The following is a 14,087-nucleotide window of genomic DNA, read 5'->3' as shown; positions in this document are numbered from 1 at the left end:
AAATTATATCATAAAGGGGTAAACAGATGTATAAGATGGACGAGCTATTCCCACAAGTAGACGAAAAGAAAACCGTAGCTAAGGTTAAACACTTTTTAAAACACTCACTCCCCCAAATGCAACGATACAGTCATAAAGACATTAGCGGTATTAAGTCGCCTATTATCACAGACATGCCTAAGGGTGGTTCGGTGGGCAATCAAGCAGAAGAGACAATCACACAGCGTGTTTATGCTGAGCAAGTAATCAATAGTGTAGTTGCGGCGTTAAAGAGCTGTGATGTGGTTAGTCGTAAGTTGCTAATTGATGTTTATGTTTCATGTTCTAAGACGCCTGACTATCTGGAAATGGAAGCATTAGGTTATGAGAAGACACGGTATCAGTTTTATAAGAATCGGGCGTGTTTACAGTTTGCCGATTCGTTTATGATCGCGGACTTACATGTTTTCAAAAAGTGAACTTTTAGTGAACCAAATGGCCCTAAACACGTGTTATAGTAGTATTATCAAATAATCAAATACAGCTAGCGTATTTTTCGATTTCAGCGTTGTTTTTTTCATTTCGATAGTGCAATATTATGGGTGAAGTCATAATTAATTGGAGGCATTATGAAAAAAAGCAAACTAAATAACATATTGAATAAAGAAGAACAGTTTAGCAAAGTGCAGGAGTGGTCTAACACTACCAAAAGCATTATGGAAACTGCAGATACAAACATTGATTTAGCCATTGATCAATTTAGAAAACTTCGAGATGATATGAAACACGAGGAAGAAGCTATTTCGCAATATGAAGCTAAACAAGAAGTTATTGATATTGCTTCTATCGGAACATACCATAGCGCTGCTCAGGAAATCTATAGAGCAAACGGAAGAATTACTAAAAATAATATCAAAGACTATTTATATGATTTGTCATCTGAATTAGATTGGTATTTGATTAAAATGAAATATTAATAATTTGACAGCTTAGGCTGTCTTTTTTAGTGCAACAAAAAACGACCACCATAAGGCAGTCGAAATTTGGAAGTATAATCCAATATGTGCCAGGTGTTTGGGGGTGCCTGACAGCTTCATTATAGGACAGTTAACGTTTACAATCAATGGGAGAACTAAAAAAGTCATAGCCAATCGGTTATGGCTTTTTTATTGACTTACTAGCTGGGGAGATTTACACTTGAATTACCTTTTAGGTAATATGTAAATCGGAGAGCATAATGGAAATTATCTATAAGAATAATAAAGTCAAAGAGCAATGCACAGCATTAAGACGTGCAAAACGAGATTTTTCGGAAAAAGTTGCTAAAAAAATCATGATGCGTATTAACTTTATTACAGCGGCTGAGAATTTAGATTCAATCATAAATAATCCAGTATTACATTTTCATAAACTAAAAGGAAATTTAGATGGGAAATTTGCCATAGATGTGGATGGTAGAAGAACTTCATATAGATTAATTGTTCAGTTTGATGAAACCGAAGTTTTTGAAAACGCAAAATATATTGAAATAATCGAGGTTACGGAGGTTAGTAATCATTATGAGTAACGAAATTGAATATAAAGATTTGATTGCTTTTCATCCAGGTTCTTACGTTGAAGAAATAGTAGAAGAATTAAATATAACTCAAGCGGAATTTGCGGTCCGCCTCGGAACGACTAGTAAAACAATTAGCAAAATTATTAATGGTGAAGAAAGAATAAGCAAAGATATTGCTAATAAGTTGGCTAAATTAACAGGTGTTTCAGTTCAGACCTGGTTAAACTTACAGGCTAATTATGATGCAAAGTTAGTTGAAATTGAGAATAAAATGGATAACGATGAACATGAGATATGTGATTTAATTGATCTTAGTTCGTTAAAGAATAATTCTTTCATTGCAAAGAAGAGATATTCGTCCATTGAAAAAATACAAGAACTCAGGAAACTTTTAAATGTTTCAAATTTAGCAAGGCTATCAGAATTTAACTCGTCAGTTAGTTATAGGCGTGCTAAAAATATTAATGATAAGTCAATTGTTAATTCTAATGTTATGCTGGAACTAGCAATGAATGAGGCTAGAAATAAAACATCTAATAAATACAGTAGAACTAAGTTAGAAAAAATTCTTCCCGATATAAAGAGAATGAACACAGAAGATCCTAATATTTTTTATCCAGATCTAACTAAAAAATTACTGGATTGTGGGATAGTGTTGGTTGCATTACCCATTATTAAGGGTGCTGGGCTTAATGGAGCAACAAAGAAATTTAAAAATGGCAGTGTTCTATTAATGATTACTGATAGAAATAAAGGTTCAGATATATTCTGGTTCTCACTGGTACATGAATTAGGACATATTTATTATGAAGATTTTTATTCTAATCTCGAAGGTGACGAGGAATACAGTAGAAATGAAGAGCGAGCTGACGAGTTTGCTGCTAATTTTTTTATTCCGAGCGATAAGTACGATTACTTTGTAGCAAATAGAGTATTTACTGAACAATCCATTACTGACTTTGCAAAACAGTTAGGTATTCATCCAGGCATAGTGGTTGGACGATTGCAGAGAGAGAATTTAATAGAGTATTATGACTTTAATAACTTGAAAGAGAAGTATAGAATCAGTATTACTTAGGCAGCCTAGGCTGTCTTTTTTAGTCCCGAATATTTGTAGTACTGTAAGATTGAGTCTACAATTAAAGTAAGAAAGAAGGGATATCATGGTAGTTTATGTATTTGGGCTTCCTAGTCCCAAAGATGTTTATAAGCGCGCAAAGGATAAAATTCGGAAACAGAAGAAAGATAAAGAAAAGAAAGCAGAAAAAGGACCAGTTGCAACAACTGCTTAAGATAGTGAAGGATGTCAATACGACGTCCTTTTTAGTTAGGAGGATACATAGATAAATCTTTTTAACTAGTACAAATCATACTAGACTCTGATTATTCGCCAACTATTAAATTAGTAGAAATACAACGTGTAATTGATGTGATGATGCATCACGAAAATCAATAAAGAGATATTTGAAAACTTTTTTAATAAAGTGAAATGCAATTACAATCATTAGGAAAGTAGCGACATAAACATGAAGTTGTGGTATATTCTGGTTAACGGAAGGTGATATAATGTCAAAGACTATTAATGAGCAAGTTTTCGAAATAATTGATGAAATGTATAATGATTTGGCCCACAAAGAAATTGATCAGCATATTAAGGATATTCTTTTAATTGCAGCAAAACATTTATCTACAGAAGATATGCCAGCTCAAGTGGTAGCAGCTAAAACCGTAAATGGAATTACAATTTGGACCATGAATGGTAAGAACTTATTGGGTGATGAAAACGCTGAACGAATCCGAAAATTGATGCGGATTGCTCGCTCCGAGGGATACAAATGGAATGCGACTGGCTTAGGTTCATTAGGCGTACAATTTTAAAAGAGTTTATCTTGAGACAGCTTAGGCTGTCTTTTTTAGTGCAACAAAAAACGACCACCATAAGGCAGTCGAAATTTGGAAGTATAATCCAATATGTGCCAGGTGTTTGGGGGGGGGGCGCCTGACAGCTTCATTATAGGACAGTTAACATTTACAATCAATGGCAGAACTAAATAAGTCATAGCCAAATGGTTATGGCTTTTTTAATACATAAAGTAAAGGTGGTGAAATAATGCTAACCAATGAAAAAATTGACGAATTGTTGGGCGTCGGTGAAAGCTTTGAAGCTTCATATAAATTGATGGATATCTTAAAGAGTGATTCAATTCGAAATGGTGTATTCAAGCAGTTTTTACAGATAGAAAATGATTTAACTTTTGATTGGTTTACTAATTATTTTCAAGAGGAGCATTCTAATCGAAAAAATATGAAGCAAGATTTCACGCCAGATGGGGTAGTGAAACTTGCTAGTGCAGTTTTGCCGAATACTAAAGCTAACATCGACATCTGTGCGGGTACTGGTGGATTAACAATTAAACGTTATTCTCAAAATCCTGACGCTGTGTTTTATTGCGAAGAGTTTTCGGATCGTGCTATTCCATTTTTACTTTTCAATCTAGCAATCAGAAATCTAAATGCCTATGTATTTCATGGGGATTCGTTAAGCCGAAAATCGAAGGCAATCTATAAGCTAGATTGTGGTGATGAATTTAGCTCAATTGAAAAAATTGATGAAGAATGGCCCGCCAATTTGAATGCAGAAACAGCGATTATGAATCCGCCGTATTCATTGAAGTGGAATCGCGATGAAAAGTATTTAACGGAGAAAAGGTTTTCAGATTACGGTGTTCTAGCGCCTAAAAGCAAAGCCGATTTTGCCTTTCTGTTGCAAGGGTTAGACGAATTAGACGAAACGGGGACGATGTCAATCGTTCTACCACATGGTGTTTTATTCCGTGGGGCTGCTGAAGGTGAGATTCGTCAAAAATTAATTGAAAAGAATTATTTGGACACAATCATCGGGTTGCCTGAAAAACTCTTCTATAACACTGATATTCCAACCGTTATCTTAATTTTAAAAAAGAATCGGAAAAGTAAAGATATCTTATTCATTGATGCGAGCAAAGAGTTCGTAAAGATCAAAAGCCACAATGAACTACAACAAAACGGCATCAATAAGATATTAAATGCGGTAGGCGAAAGACGTGATATTGATAAGTTCGCTCACGTCGCAAACATCGCTGAAATTAAAGAAAATGAATTTAATCTTAATATCCCACGTTATGTTGATACGTTTGAACCAGAACCGATTGTGCCATTGGCTGAAATAACCGATGAGCTTACTAAAATTGATGCTGAGATTGAAAAAAGTGAATTAGAGTTTGCCAAAATGCTAAAACAGTTAGTGGGTTCAACCCCAGAGTCTAATCGAGAGATAAAAGAATTCAGTCAGTATTTTAATAGGCGAATTAAGAAAAGAACGACAAATTTTAAAGAAACGGAGCAGTTGAATCTATTATGATTGATTTTGAAAGTTACGAAGAAGTTAAGCTTGAAGATATTGCTGAGTTCGGAAGAGCTAAGGCAGATATGATTTATCCAGCAGGAACGTCAACGCTCCAAATTTCTGCGAGTCGTGGGCAAGTGGGGTTTTTGAGTGAAGAAGGTTGTGTTGCAAGTAAAGATGTTGCGATTATTCCACAAGCGGGTATTAATCCAAAATATTTTAACGTTGTTTTAAAGAAGAACGTTGAAGCTTTCATGAGTAAGTATGCGACTGGGATTAATATATAAGAACATGAGATAGGTAATTTTCCCATTCAGATTCACAATCAGGAGACTCAGCACGCCGTTGTGCTAATGATGAAGCGTATCGATGATGAAGAACAGAATATCAATGACACTATTAATGTCTATCAGAAAATGAAACAGACTTTTTTAAATCAGATGATGGTATAAATGCATAAAGTAAAGGTGGTGATTGCCGATTGTATTATATGAATCAAGGCAGCTACAAGAAAGAACCTGATTGGCAATCTAAAGCCGATGCCAGGTTAGAGAAGTGGCTTAAACAGAAGAAGAAAGATGAGAAACGTCGTTCGGATGAGCGGCGTATTTTTGTACAGAAAAACAATAAGAAGGAGGGCGGTGCTATGTAATGCAAGATGAGGCAAAAAAAGACTATTTAGCGGGGATGAAGTATAAAGACATTGCCGAAAAGTATGATGTTTCGATTAATACGGTTAAATCGTGGAAGCAACGCAATAACTGGCAACGAGGCCCAACTCAAAAAGGGGTGCACACAAAAAATAAAAAGGGTGCACACAAAGTTGATAAGGTTGCGCCCAAAATAGTGAAGGAATTATCTGCTAATGATGGGTTAAGCGATCAACAGAAAATGTTCTGCTTGTACTATCTGCAACGATTCAATGCCACGTGGGCTTATATGCAAGCTTATGACGTTGATTATCGAACAGCTAATGTAAATGGTTCAAGGCTGCTAGGAAATGCTAGTGTGCGTGAGCAACTCGATAAGCTGCGTGGTGAGATTGCTAATGACCTCTTTATCACTGCCGATGACATCGCTAAAGAGTACGCCAAGCAAGCATTCACTGATATTGGCGATTACGTAGAGTTCGGCGGGCAAGAGTCAACTATTTTTGACGAAGATGAACGAGAGCTACTAGACGACAACGGTAATCCGATTAAATCACATAGGTCGTATGTCATGTTTAAAGACAAAGATAAGGTCGATACCTCTTTGATTAAGACAATTAAGTCTGGTAAAGATGGACCTGTTATCGAATTATACGATAAGCAAAAAGCTTTAGGCTTTCTAGTGAACTATGTAGGTGAGAAACAGACCCTTAAAGGGCAACTTATGCAGGCTCAAATTGACCGTTTGAAGATTCAGAATGGTGATAATGATCCTGATGAAGATGACGACGATGGTTTCTTAGAGGCCATTGACAAGTCAGCGAAGGATGTGTGGTCTGATGAGTAATGTATTTAAGTTTACGCCGTTTTCCAAGAAGCAGATGCAAGTTTTGACGTGGTGGCGTTATGAGAAAACACGTGTTAAAGATGCAATCATATGCGATGGTTCCGTTCGTGCTGGTAAGACGTTGATTATGTCATTATCGTACGTGTTGTGGGCGATGACTGAGTTTGAAGAAGAACAATTTGGTATGGCCGGAAAGACAATTGGATCATTCCGCCGTAATGTTGTGCGTCCGCTGAAACGAATTCTAAAAGCTAGGGGTTACCGAGTTAAAGATAAACGTTCGGATAACATCTTAGAGATTAGCAAGGGTGGCGTTACCAACAGCTTCTTTATATTTGGTGGTAAAGATGAAGCGTCTCAAGATCTGGTTCAGGGGTTAACAGCAGCGGGTTTCTTTTTTGATGAAGTTGCCTTGATGCCTGAATCATTTGTTAATCAAGCTACGGCACGTTGTTCCGTTGAAGGCTCAAAGCTTTGGTTCAATATGAATCCTGAGGGTCCGTATCACTGGTTCAAAACAGATTGGATTGACAAAATTGCTGAGAAGAATGCTATTCATATTCACTTTACAATGAATGACAATCCTTCACTGAGTGCCAAGATTAAAGAGGGTTACGAGCGAAGGTATTCCGGCGTGTTTTATCAGCGTTATATCCTTGGGCTATGGGTGCTGTCCGAAGGCGTTATTTATGACAACTTTGATAGGCAAACAATGTCTGAAGACATCCCCGACGATATGCATTTCAGTAAGTATTATGTGTCTTGTGATTATGGGACGCTTAATCCAACTGTATTCTTGCTGTGGGGATTGAATAACGGTGTTTGGTATTGTATCAAGGAGTATTACTACTCGGGACGTGAGACCAAGCACCAACGCACTGATGAACAATATGCTAATGAACTAATTAAGTTCTTAGATGGTATCAAGGCGCAGATTATCATTGATCCGTCTGCAGCATCGTTTATCACTAAGCTAAGAAGCATGGGATTCACGGTTATTAAGGCACAGAATGATGTGCTTGACGGTATTCGTGCTACTCAAACAGCGTTGAACCTTGGGCAGATTAAGTTTAGTAATAAATGTTCAAACGTGTTTAAAGAGTTTGCATCTTATATCTGGGATATCAAAGCGGAGCAACGTGGCGAAGATAAACCAGTCAAAGAACATGATCACAGCATGGATGCAATGCGGTACTTTGTATTTATGGTTATTTACAAGAATAGAACAGCTAAAGTGTCAGCCAAACCGGCTGGCCTTTTTGGTTAGGAGGGATATTTTGGGATTTCCAATTGATAGAGAACTGGCTGGGGACGTTAATAATCCTAGCCTTGAACTCTTGGATTATGTGTTACGGAAACAAACTAAGAATAAGCAGCGATTTGACAAGTTAGACCGCTATTACAATGGTAAACATGATGTGTTAAATCGTCAGCTAAATGAAAACAGCAAGAATACCAAGATAGTTATCAATCATGCTAAATACGTCACTGATATGGCTGTTGGTTTCGTTACAGGTAACCCATTTAGTTATACTGCTGCACCTGATAAGAATATCAAAGCAATTCAGGACTCATTTGATGCAATGGACATCGTTTCACACGACACTGAATTGGAGAAAGACTTATCTGTATTCGGAGTAGCCTACGAATTGTTGTACTTGAAGGCAATCGACGATACGACAACTGAAGAGCGGATTGAATCAATTGATCCGCGTGGTGTTGTATTAGTCACCGATGACTCAGTAGAAAAGAATCCCTTATTTGGTATTCATTATCAAAAGAAGTTCGACTTGAACGGTCGTGAGAATGGCTATCTAGTTAAGGTATACACTGCCAAAGGCATGTTTAGTTATCGAACTGTTTCTGGGCTAAGAATGATTACTGGTAATGTTGGTAAGCCTAAGTATAAGGAGCACTATTTTGGCGGTGTTCCGATTATTGAGTATCGTAATAACGAAGAGAAGCAAGGCGACTTTGAACAAGCTATCTCATTAATTGATGCATATAACGTACTTCAATCTGATCGTGTTTCGGACAAAGAAGCGTTCATTGATGCTTTGCTGGTTGTATATGGATTCAAGATTGAAGGTGAACTAAAGAACGGAATGATTGAAGCTCCGGGTAAAGGAAATGATGGTGCTTCTGTTGAGTGGCTAACTAAGCAGTTTGATGAATCTCAGTTACAAGTGTTGATCAAGTCATTGCAAGATGACATTCACAAAATTACGTACGTCCCCAATCTAAATGATGAACAGTTTGCCGGTAACATCTCGGGTGAAGCTATGAAGTATAAGTTGTTTGGCTTGCTGAACCTCATGAGTATGAAGTCTCGCTACCTAGTCAAAGGGTTGAGACGACGCTTAGAGTTGATGCAAAACATTATGATTGTTAAGTCCCAAGACGTTGATGTGAAAGGCACGAAGATTGATATCACGCCTAACATCCCAGTTAACTTAACGGATATTATTAACAACATTCGTAATGCAGACGGCTTTATTCCGCGTGAAATCACAGTAAGCTGGTTGCCTGGAGTTGATGACCCTGCTGAAGTAGTAAGAATGCTTGAGAAACAAAAAGCAGCTGATATTGCTCAAAATCAAAAAGCATTGGGCCAGCCAAGTAACAGCGATTTAGATGATAAGCCAGACGACAAAGGAGGTTATCGTGATGATCAAGGCGACGTTTCAACTAAACAAAAACAACCAGATAACGAGTTATCGGATTAGCGGTCACGCTTTGTTCTTACCAAAAGGGATGGACATTGTTTGTGCGGGCGTTTCAGCGCTCACGATTGCTATTACTAATGAGTTACGAAACGATGTTAGCGTCGATCATGATAACGGCTTTATCTCAGTTGGCGATATTCAATCCAGTTTAGTCAACACAACGCTCACTCATACGCTACTATCGGGGCTACAAAGTATTGCGGAACAATATCCAGATAACTTAACTGTAGAACAGTTAACTAGCTTAGAGGCGTAAATATGGCCGATAAGGACAAGCTTACTTATTGGGAGTTACGGTCAGCACTTGAGGAACAGAAGCTGTTAAAACGTGGTGACGAGTACGAGCGAAAAGTTATTAACGTTTATAACCAAGCTAGACAGTACCTCACTAATGCGGTCGATGAGTTATACAAGCGATACGATGGGCAAACTTCATTAACTGAAGCTCAAGCAAAGGCGGCTCTAAACAATACGGTACCAGCTGCGGACTTAGTAGCTTTGCAGAATGTTGTTAAAACAATCGATGATAAAGAAACTAAGATTAAAGTACAAGAATATCTTGATTGGGTGGCTGCTAAGTCACGAATCACCAAAATGGAAGAACTGAAAGCTAAAGCTTACATCGTGGCTAAGCAATTAGCAGACGTTCAATTAGAACAATCAACTGATTATTACGTCAATGCGGTGAGAGATGCATACGCTAGTGCTTCGAGAGAAGCGATTATAGGCAATGCTCAAGCAAAGGCAGGTGTCTATCAGGGGGACACAATCCCGAAGGTTAACCATGAAACCAATCAGATTGAGTTTGTTAAGCCTGAAAAGACTACGCCAATAAAGGCTGAGAATGCTGATGCATTCAGCGAGTTATCGACTCATGAAGTTAAACAGATACTTGATAAACCGTGGTTGGGTAGCAACTATTCTAAGCGAATCTGGAATGATACTGATTTGTTAGCCAAGAAGTTACAAGAATTGTTTGCTGTATCTGAAATGACTGGTATGAGCCAACGTGAAATGGCTGATAAGATTGCTAAAGAATTTAATACTGGTATCGGTGTTGCTAGACGTTTAATCCGGACTGAAGCTAATCATGTACACAATCAGGCTAAATTAGCCGGGTGGAAAGCGCATGGCGTTGAAAAGTATTCTTTAGTAGCTGTACTAGATTTTCGGACTTCTCAAAAGTGTCGGGATATCGACGGAAAGGTTTTTGATGTTGATAAAGCTATTGTTAATGTTAACTTTCCACCATTGCATCCCTGGTGTCGAACGGTTGCGGTCGCTTGGTTTAGTTACGCCAAGTATGGCGGTAATCGAACCGCTAATGATCCTATAACGGGTGAGACTTTTAAATTAAGTACGGATGATACTTACAGAGATTGGGAACAAATGTTAATTAATAAATATGGCAATAAAAAGGTAATGAATGCCATGAAAAATGCGAAAAAATAGTAATTGACCTGTCAAATGTCTTTAAACTGGGCAAATTAACAGCGTGTGTGGGCTAAGTGTTTCACATCTAGAGATAAGCATTGTGTGTGGGTCAGAAATGATGTTCATGGGATGCTTATTTTTTGTGGAATGAATTGGTGTGCATGAGCTGCTTAGGAGGATTTTTAAATGAAACATGTCAAATTATTTTCAAGTGTCTTACCAATGAAGTTACAACTATTTGCTGATGGTGGAGAAGGTGGACCCGGTGCTGGAGAAGGTGGTGCTGGCGGTAATGGCGCGGGTGAAGGTGGGCAAGACCCAAATCCAAACCAAATTACTTTTACCGACCAATCTGAACTAGATAGCTGGTATGACAAGAAGTTTGCTAAGTCTGCTGAAAAGTTAAAGGAAGGTTGGAAACAAGAACAATCGCAACAAAAGGCGTATGAAGATATGACGCCGGATGAACAACGCGAACATGAATTGGAACAACAACAATCCGAATTGGCAGATCGTGAACAGAAGGTAACGATTGCTGAAAATCGTGCCAATCTCACACAAAAGCTAGCTGCTGATGGGTTACCGGTTGGATTAGTTGCAGCTTTTGAGCCGGCCTTGTCCAACACGGATAATCTAGAAGCTGTTTATGGTGATGTTACTAAAGGCTATCGAGACGCTGTTAAGGAAGCCGTTGATAAGAAATTGGCAGGTTCGTCTGAAGTACCTGGTTCAACCGGCGGCGGTGGCGGTGGTAGTCAATCGGCTGGCGAATCACTAGCCGAACAACGCAACGCTAGTCAACAGACCCAAAAATCTATTTGGGATAAAAAATATTAGGAGGAACTAATTATGTACGTAGGAAAGAAAGTTACAATGTCAGGCATCAACTTTTTAGCAAGTGAACACTTTATTTCGTTCACTGAACAAGTTGATGAAAATACAGTGGGTGTTATTACTGATGATTTAGGCCACAAAGTTGTGCCTGCTGGCACAGTATTCCCTTCAAACGATACTAAAGCAAAAGGAATTACGATCCATGAAGTTAATGTATCAAACGGGCCACAACCAGTTGGTTTAATTGTTGAAGGCTGGTTATTGGCACAACGCTTACCAGTGATGCCAACTGATGAAGCTATGAAAGCTATGGCTTCAATCAAGTGGCGTGACGTCGAAAAGAAAGATGAACCATCTGAAACAGGTAAATAATTAGAATACTGGAGGAATAGACATGAAAAAACAATTAATTATGAATTTGCAACATTTTGCGGACATTTTAGAAGTGTTTACTAAGAAAGATATTTTAGATTACACGCGGAATCGCGCGTACCCTGAAATGCTCGGTGACACTTTATTCCCATCTCGTAAGACTCAATCGTTAGAACTAGATCAGATTAATGCTGGTAGTATGACACCGGTTATTGCATCAGTATCAGCATTTGATAGTGAAGCAGAAATTGGTAGCCGTGAAGCTAGTGCTCAAACGCTTGAACTAGCGTTGATCAAACGTAAAATGCAAATCAAAGAAAAAGATTTGATCGCACTACAAAATCCACGGACACCACAAGAAGGCGAGTACCTTCAAGGACGTGTTTATAATGACATTGATACTTTAGTTCAAGGTGTCCAAGCTCGTACTGAAAAGATGACAATGGAAATGCTATCCACTGGTAAAATCACTATCAAAGGTAATGGTTTAGATGCAAACCTAGATTATTCAGTCAACAAGAAACATCAGGCTGCTTTGACTGGAACTGAATCGTGGACTAATGATGCAAGTGATCCAATCAAAAACTTAGAAGACTGGTCAGATAGCTTAGACGTTGCGCCAACTCGTGTTCTAACATCGAATAAAATTTTGCGTATCTTTATGCGTCACCCTAAAGTGATTGCTGCCATCTTCGGTAAAGATTCAGGCAGAACAATTGGGATGGCTGATTTGGATTCCTTCATGCAAGCCCATGGATTACCTGTTATTCGTACGTATGACAATAAATATAAGAATCAAGATGCTAATGGTAAATATATCTCTGAACGCTACTTACCAGAAAATAGCTTTGTAATGATGAATGATGACTTGCTTGGCGAAAAAGTATGGGGACCAACACCTGAAGAAATCGCATTAACAGGTGCCGGTGATATTGAATCATCGATGATTGGCAATGTTTATACTGGTATTTATCGTTCAACAATCGATCCTGTTGGGACATGGACCAAAGCATCAGGCTTAATGATTCCATCTTTTGCAGCAGTTGATGAAGTATTCCAAGCAACAATTGATTTAACTAAATAATTGGAGTGATCAATGTGAGCAACGAGAAGAGTAATCAACTTGAAGCATTGAAACGTTTAATTGGTGTCACAGGCAGCGATGACAATGAATTAATTTCTGACTTATTCAACGATGCTATTGTTGAAATACTTGATTATACTAATCGGGATAAGATGCAAGATAGCATGTACGTCTATGCTAAAAAGATTGCTAAGATTGCTTATAACCAATTAGATGTTGAGGGTGAGACCGCTAGAACTGAAGGTGGAATCGTTCAAAACTTTGAGGTTGGTATTCCGTCGAGTATTCGCGCTAAATTAAACCGTTATCGAATCGCAAAAGTGAGGTCTTTATATTGAGACTTAAACGAAGTGATTTAGTAGCGGTTTTTTTACGGGGAAGAATCGTTACAAAAGATGACGAATTAAACGACATTGTTACGTACGATACTCCACAACGTTTGATGATGAATGTTCAACCCGCCTCAGGCCAGATTGCCGCTGAACTATACGGTGAGAAGCTACGGTATTTCAAAGCCGCTAAGTATACCGGTTCTTTAATCAAGGAAGATCGCAATGAATTAGATGGAATATGTCTTAACGTATCCGCTGAAAGCAATCCTGATTACAGAATTACTGCAATTAGCACTTTCGGTAATCACGTGAATATTACATTAGAAAGGATTAAACAGGATGGTGAAAGTCGAAGTAAGAGGAATGGGCCGGTTAAAAGCGAAGCTAGCTAAACTTCCGAAGGTAATCGAGGACGCTACTTGGGATGCTAATTTTGACATTGTTGAACTTGTCCGTGCTGATACAGTTCGAGAAATTCAATCATCTGTTAAACATGGTAATGGTGAAACGGCCGGTTCTTATAAGGATGAAGTTGTCATCAATGGTAATGGACATGTCGTTGGTCGAGTCTGGTCAGATAATCCAACAGCATTATTTAGAGAATTGGGTACTGGACAGGTTGGACAGGCATCACCCAAGGAATTGCCAGAAGGTGTAACACCGGTCTACCGACAGACGCCGTGGTTTATTCCTGCTGAAGGACTGCCTGATTTAAATGCGTTGTATGGTATGCCATTGATTAAGATTAAGGGCAAAACGTTTTATCGAACAAATGGGCAGCCGGCCAGACAAGCGTTGATGCCTGCAATTAAGTCAGCTAAGAAGCAGGCACCTGAAATTTATAAGGCTAATGTAAAGAAACAATTGAAGAGCTTAGGAGGTTAGC

General features: G+C 38.3%; 20 protein-coding genes. All 20 read left to right on the top strand.

Features of this window, described 5'->3' with window-relative positions; translation table 11 throughout:
- Positions 1 to 26: 26 nt before the first annotated feature.
- The 20 genes from ACVPPQ_RS00205 to ACVPPQ_RS00110 all read left to right on the top strand — a co-directional run bounded on the left by ACVPPQ_RS00205 (position 27) and on the right by ACVPPQ_RS00110 (position 14,086).
- Complete coding sequence (locus tag ACVPPQ_RS00205; RefSeq protein WP_463494854.1) at positions 27 to 458, top strand: ArpU family phage packaging/lysis transcriptional regulator; 432 nt, start codon at positions 27 to 29, stop codon at positions 456 to 458.
- Positions 459 to 635: 177 nt separating this feature from the next.
- On the top strand, positions 636 to 956 hold the full coding sequence (locus tag ACVPPQ_RS00200) for a hypothetical protein (protein ID WP_463494852.1): 321 nt from the start codon (positions 636 to 638) through the stop codon (positions 954 to 956).
- Between the two features lie 260 nt (positions 957 to 1,216).
- Positions 1,217 to 1,546 carry a type II toxin-antitoxin system RelE/ParE family toxin gene (locus ACVPPQ_RS00195; RefSeq protein ID WP_463494850.1) on the top strand — a complete coding sequence of 110 codons (330 nt, stop codon included), beginning with the start codon at positions 1,217 to 1,219 and terminating at the stop codon, positions 1,544 to 1,546.
- Positions 1,539 to 2,615: a HigA family addiction module antitoxin gene (locus tag ACVPPQ_RS00190; protein ID WP_463494848.1), complete on the top strand. Its 1,077-nt coding sequence runs from the start codon at positions 1,539 to 1,541 to the stop codon at positions 2,613 to 2,615. The genes ACVPPQ_RS00195 and ACVPPQ_RS00190 overlap by 8 nt, the downstream gene beginning before the upstream one ends.
- Before the next feature lie 85 nt (positions 2,616 to 2,700).
- Positions 2,701 to 2,829, top strand: coding sequence for a hypothetical protein (locus ACVPPQ_RS00185; RefSeq protein WP_260332653.1), 129 nt, complete (start codon positions 2,701 to 2,703; stop codon positions 2,827 to 2,829).
- A gap of 274 nt (positions 2,830 to 3,103) precedes the next feature.
- Entirely contained in the window at positions 3,104 to 3,415 is a 312-nt protein-coding gene (locus tag ACVPPQ_RS00180) for a bacteriocin immunity protein (protein ID WP_076632024.1), read from the top strand.
- Between the two features lie 232 nt (positions 3,416 to 3,647).
- Entirely contained in the window at positions 3,648 to 4,937 is a 1,290-nt protein-coding gene (locus ACVPPQ_RS00175) for an N-6 DNA methylase (protein WP_463494845.1), read from the top strand.
- Complete coding sequence (locus tag ACVPPQ_RS00170) at positions 4,934 to 5,209, top strand: hypothetical protein (RefSeq protein WP_463494843.1); 276 nt, start codon at positions 4,934 to 4,936, stop codon at positions 5,207 to 5,209. Before ACVPPQ_RS00175 ends, ACVPPQ_RS00170 begins: the two co-directional genes overlap by 4 nt.
- A 194-nt stretch (positions 5,210 to 5,403) precedes the next feature.
- Positions 5,404 to 5,574, top strand: a complete 171-nt coding sequence (locus ACVPPQ_RS00165) for a hypothetical protein (RefSeq protein ID WP_155760091.1) — start codon at positions 5,404 to 5,406, stop codon at positions 5,572 to 5,574.
- Positions 5,574 to 6,419 (top strand): terminase small subunit, encoded by an 846-nt coding sequence (locus ACVPPQ_RS00160; protein WP_463494841.1) that lies wholly within the window; start codon positions 5,574 to 5,576, stop codon positions 6,417 to 6,419. The genes ACVPPQ_RS00165 and ACVPPQ_RS00160 overlap by 1 nt, the downstream gene beginning before the upstream one ends.
- Positions 6,412 to 7,686, top strand: a complete 1,275-nt coding sequence (locus ACVPPQ_RS00155) for a PBSX family phage terminase large subunit (RefSeq protein ID WP_463494840.1) — start codon at positions 6,412 to 6,414, stop codon at positions 7,684 to 7,686. Before ACVPPQ_RS00160 ends, ACVPPQ_RS00155 begins: the two co-directional genes overlap by 8 nt.
- Before the next feature lie 10 nt (positions 7,687 to 7,696).
- Entirely contained in the window at positions 7,697 to 9,145 is a 1,449-nt protein-coding gene (locus ACVPPQ_RS00150; protein WP_463494838.1) for a phage portal protein, read from the top strand.
- Complete coding sequence (locus ACVPPQ_RS00145; RefSeq protein ID WP_463494836.1) at positions 9,087 to 9,401, top strand: ribosomal-processing cysteine protease Prp; 315 nt, start codon at positions 9,087 to 9,089, stop codon at positions 9,399 to 9,401. Before ACVPPQ_RS00150 ends, ACVPPQ_RS00145 begins: the two co-directional genes overlap by 59 nt.
- A 2-nt stretch (positions 9,402 to 9,403) precedes the next feature.
- Positions 9,404 to 10,597 carry a minor capsid protein gene (locus ACVPPQ_RS00140; protein WP_463494834.1) on the top strand — a complete coding sequence of 398 codons (1,194 nt, stop codon included), beginning with the start codon at positions 9,404 to 9,406 and terminating at the stop codon, positions 10,595 to 10,597.
- A 168-nt stretch (positions 10,598 to 10,765) separates the two neighbouring features.
- Positions 10,766 to 11,416, top strand: a complete 651-nt coding sequence (locus ACVPPQ_RS00135; RefSeq protein ID WP_463494832.1) for a capsid assembly scaffolding protein Gp46 family protein — start codon at positions 10,766 to 10,768, stop codon at positions 11,414 to 11,416.
- A 12-nt stretch (positions 11,417 to 11,428) separates the two neighbouring features.
- Entirely contained in the window at positions 11,429 to 11,785 is a 357-nt protein-coding gene (locus tag ACVPPQ_RS00130) for a hypothetical protein (RefSeq protein WP_463494830.1), read from the top strand.
- Positions 11,786 to 11,807: 22 nt separating this feature from the next.
- Positions 11,808 to 12,869 carry a major capsid protein gene (locus ACVPPQ_RS00125; protein ID WP_463494829.1) on the top strand — a complete coding sequence of 354 codons (1,062 nt, stop codon included), beginning with the start codon at positions 11,808 to 11,810 and terminating at the stop codon, positions 12,867 to 12,869.
- 14 nt (positions 12,870 to 12,883) lie between these two features.
- The gene (locus ACVPPQ_RS00120) at positions 12,884 to 13,207 is read left to right on the top strand and encodes a phage head-tail connector protein (protein ID WP_463494827.1); all 324 of its coding nucleotides are present in this window, start codon (positions 12,884 to 12,886) and stop codon (positions 13,205 to 13,207) included.
- Entirely contained in the window at positions 13,204 to 13,593 is a 390-nt protein-coding gene (locus tag ACVPPQ_RS00115; RefSeq protein ID WP_463494825.1) for a hypothetical protein, read from the top strand. Before ACVPPQ_RS00120 ends, ACVPPQ_RS00115 begins: the two co-directional genes overlap by 4 nt.
- Positions 13,541 to 14,086 (top strand): HK97 gp10 family phage protein, encoded by a 546-nt coding sequence (locus ACVPPQ_RS00110; protein WP_463494823.1) that lies wholly within the window; start codon positions 13,541 to 13,543, stop codon positions 14,084 to 14,086. Before ACVPPQ_RS00115 ends, ACVPPQ_RS00110 begins: the two co-directional genes overlap by 53 nt.
- Position 14,087: the final 1 nt, after the last annotated feature.

Source organism: Latilactobacillus parafuchuensis, from assembly GCF_055271665.1.
The sequence above is the reverse complement of the archived record's forward strand: the minus strand, read 5'-3'. Positions and strand labels throughout refer to the sequence as shown.

What these genes read in the sequence shown, in the direction of transcription:
- ACVPPQ_RS00205 (WP_463494854.1), top strand. Translation starts at nt 27, where the DNA reads ATGTATAAGATGGACGAGCTATTCCCACAAGTAGACGAAAAGAAAACC.
- ACVPPQ_RS00195 (WP_463494850.1), top strand. Translation starts at nt 1,217, where the DNA reads ATGGAAATTATCTATAAGAATAATAAAGTCAAAGAGCAATGCACAGCA.
- ACVPPQ_RS00190 (WP_463494848.1), top strand. Translation starts at nt 1,539, where the DNA reads ATGAGTAACGAAATTGAATATAAAGATTTGATTGCTTTTCATCCAGGT.
- ACVPPQ_RS00185 (WP_260332653.1), top strand. Translation starts at nt 2,701, where the DNA reads ATGGTAGTTTATGTATTTGGGCTTCCTAGTCCCAAAGATGTTTATAAG.
- ACVPPQ_RS00180 (WP_076632024.1), top strand. Translation starts at nt 3,104, where the DNA reads ATGTCAAAGACTATTAATGAGCAAGTTTTCGAAATAATTGATGAAATG.
- ACVPPQ_RS00175 (WP_463494845.1), top strand. Translation starts at nt 3,648, where the DNA reads ATGCTAACCAATGAAAAAATTGACGAATTGTTGGGCGTCGGTGAAAGC.
- ACVPPQ_RS00170 (WP_463494843.1), top strand. Translation starts at nt 4,934, where the DNA reads ATGATTGATTTTGAAAGTTACGAAGAAGTTAAGCTTGAAGATATTGCT.
- ACVPPQ_RS00160 (WP_463494841.1), top strand. Translation starts at nt 5,574, where the DNA reads ATGCAAGATGAGGCAAAAAAAGACTATTTAGCGGGGATGAAGTATAAA.
- ACVPPQ_RS00155 (WP_463494840.1), top strand. Translation starts at nt 6,412, where the DNA reads ATGAGTAATGTATTTAAGTTTACGCCGTTTTCCAAGAAGCAGATGCAA.
- ACVPPQ_RS00145 (WP_463494836.1), top strand. Translation starts at nt 9,087, where the DNA reads ATGATCAAGGCGACGTTTCAACTAAACAAAAACAACCAGATAACGAGT.
- ACVPPQ_RS00140 (WP_463494834.1), top strand. Translation starts at nt 9,404, where the DNA reads ATGGCCGATAAGGACAAGCTTACTTATTGGGAGTTACGGTCAGCACTT.
- ACVPPQ_RS00135 (WP_463494832.1), top strand. Translation starts at nt 10,766, where the DNA reads ATGAAACATGTCAAATTATTTTCAAGTGTCTTACCAATGAAGTTACAA.
- ACVPPQ_RS00130 (WP_463494830.1), top strand. Translation starts at nt 11,429, where the DNA reads ATGTACGTAGGAAAGAAAGTTACAATGTCAGGCATCAACTTTTTAGCA.
- ACVPPQ_RS00125 (WP_463494829.1), top strand. Translation starts at nt 11,808, where the DNA reads ATGAAAAAACAATTAATTATGAATTTGCAACATTTTGCGGACATTTTA.
- ACVPPQ_RS00110 (WP_463494823.1), top strand. Translation starts at nt 13,541, where the DNA reads ATGGTGAAAGTCGAAGTAAGAGGAATGGGCCGGTTAAAAGCGAAGCTA.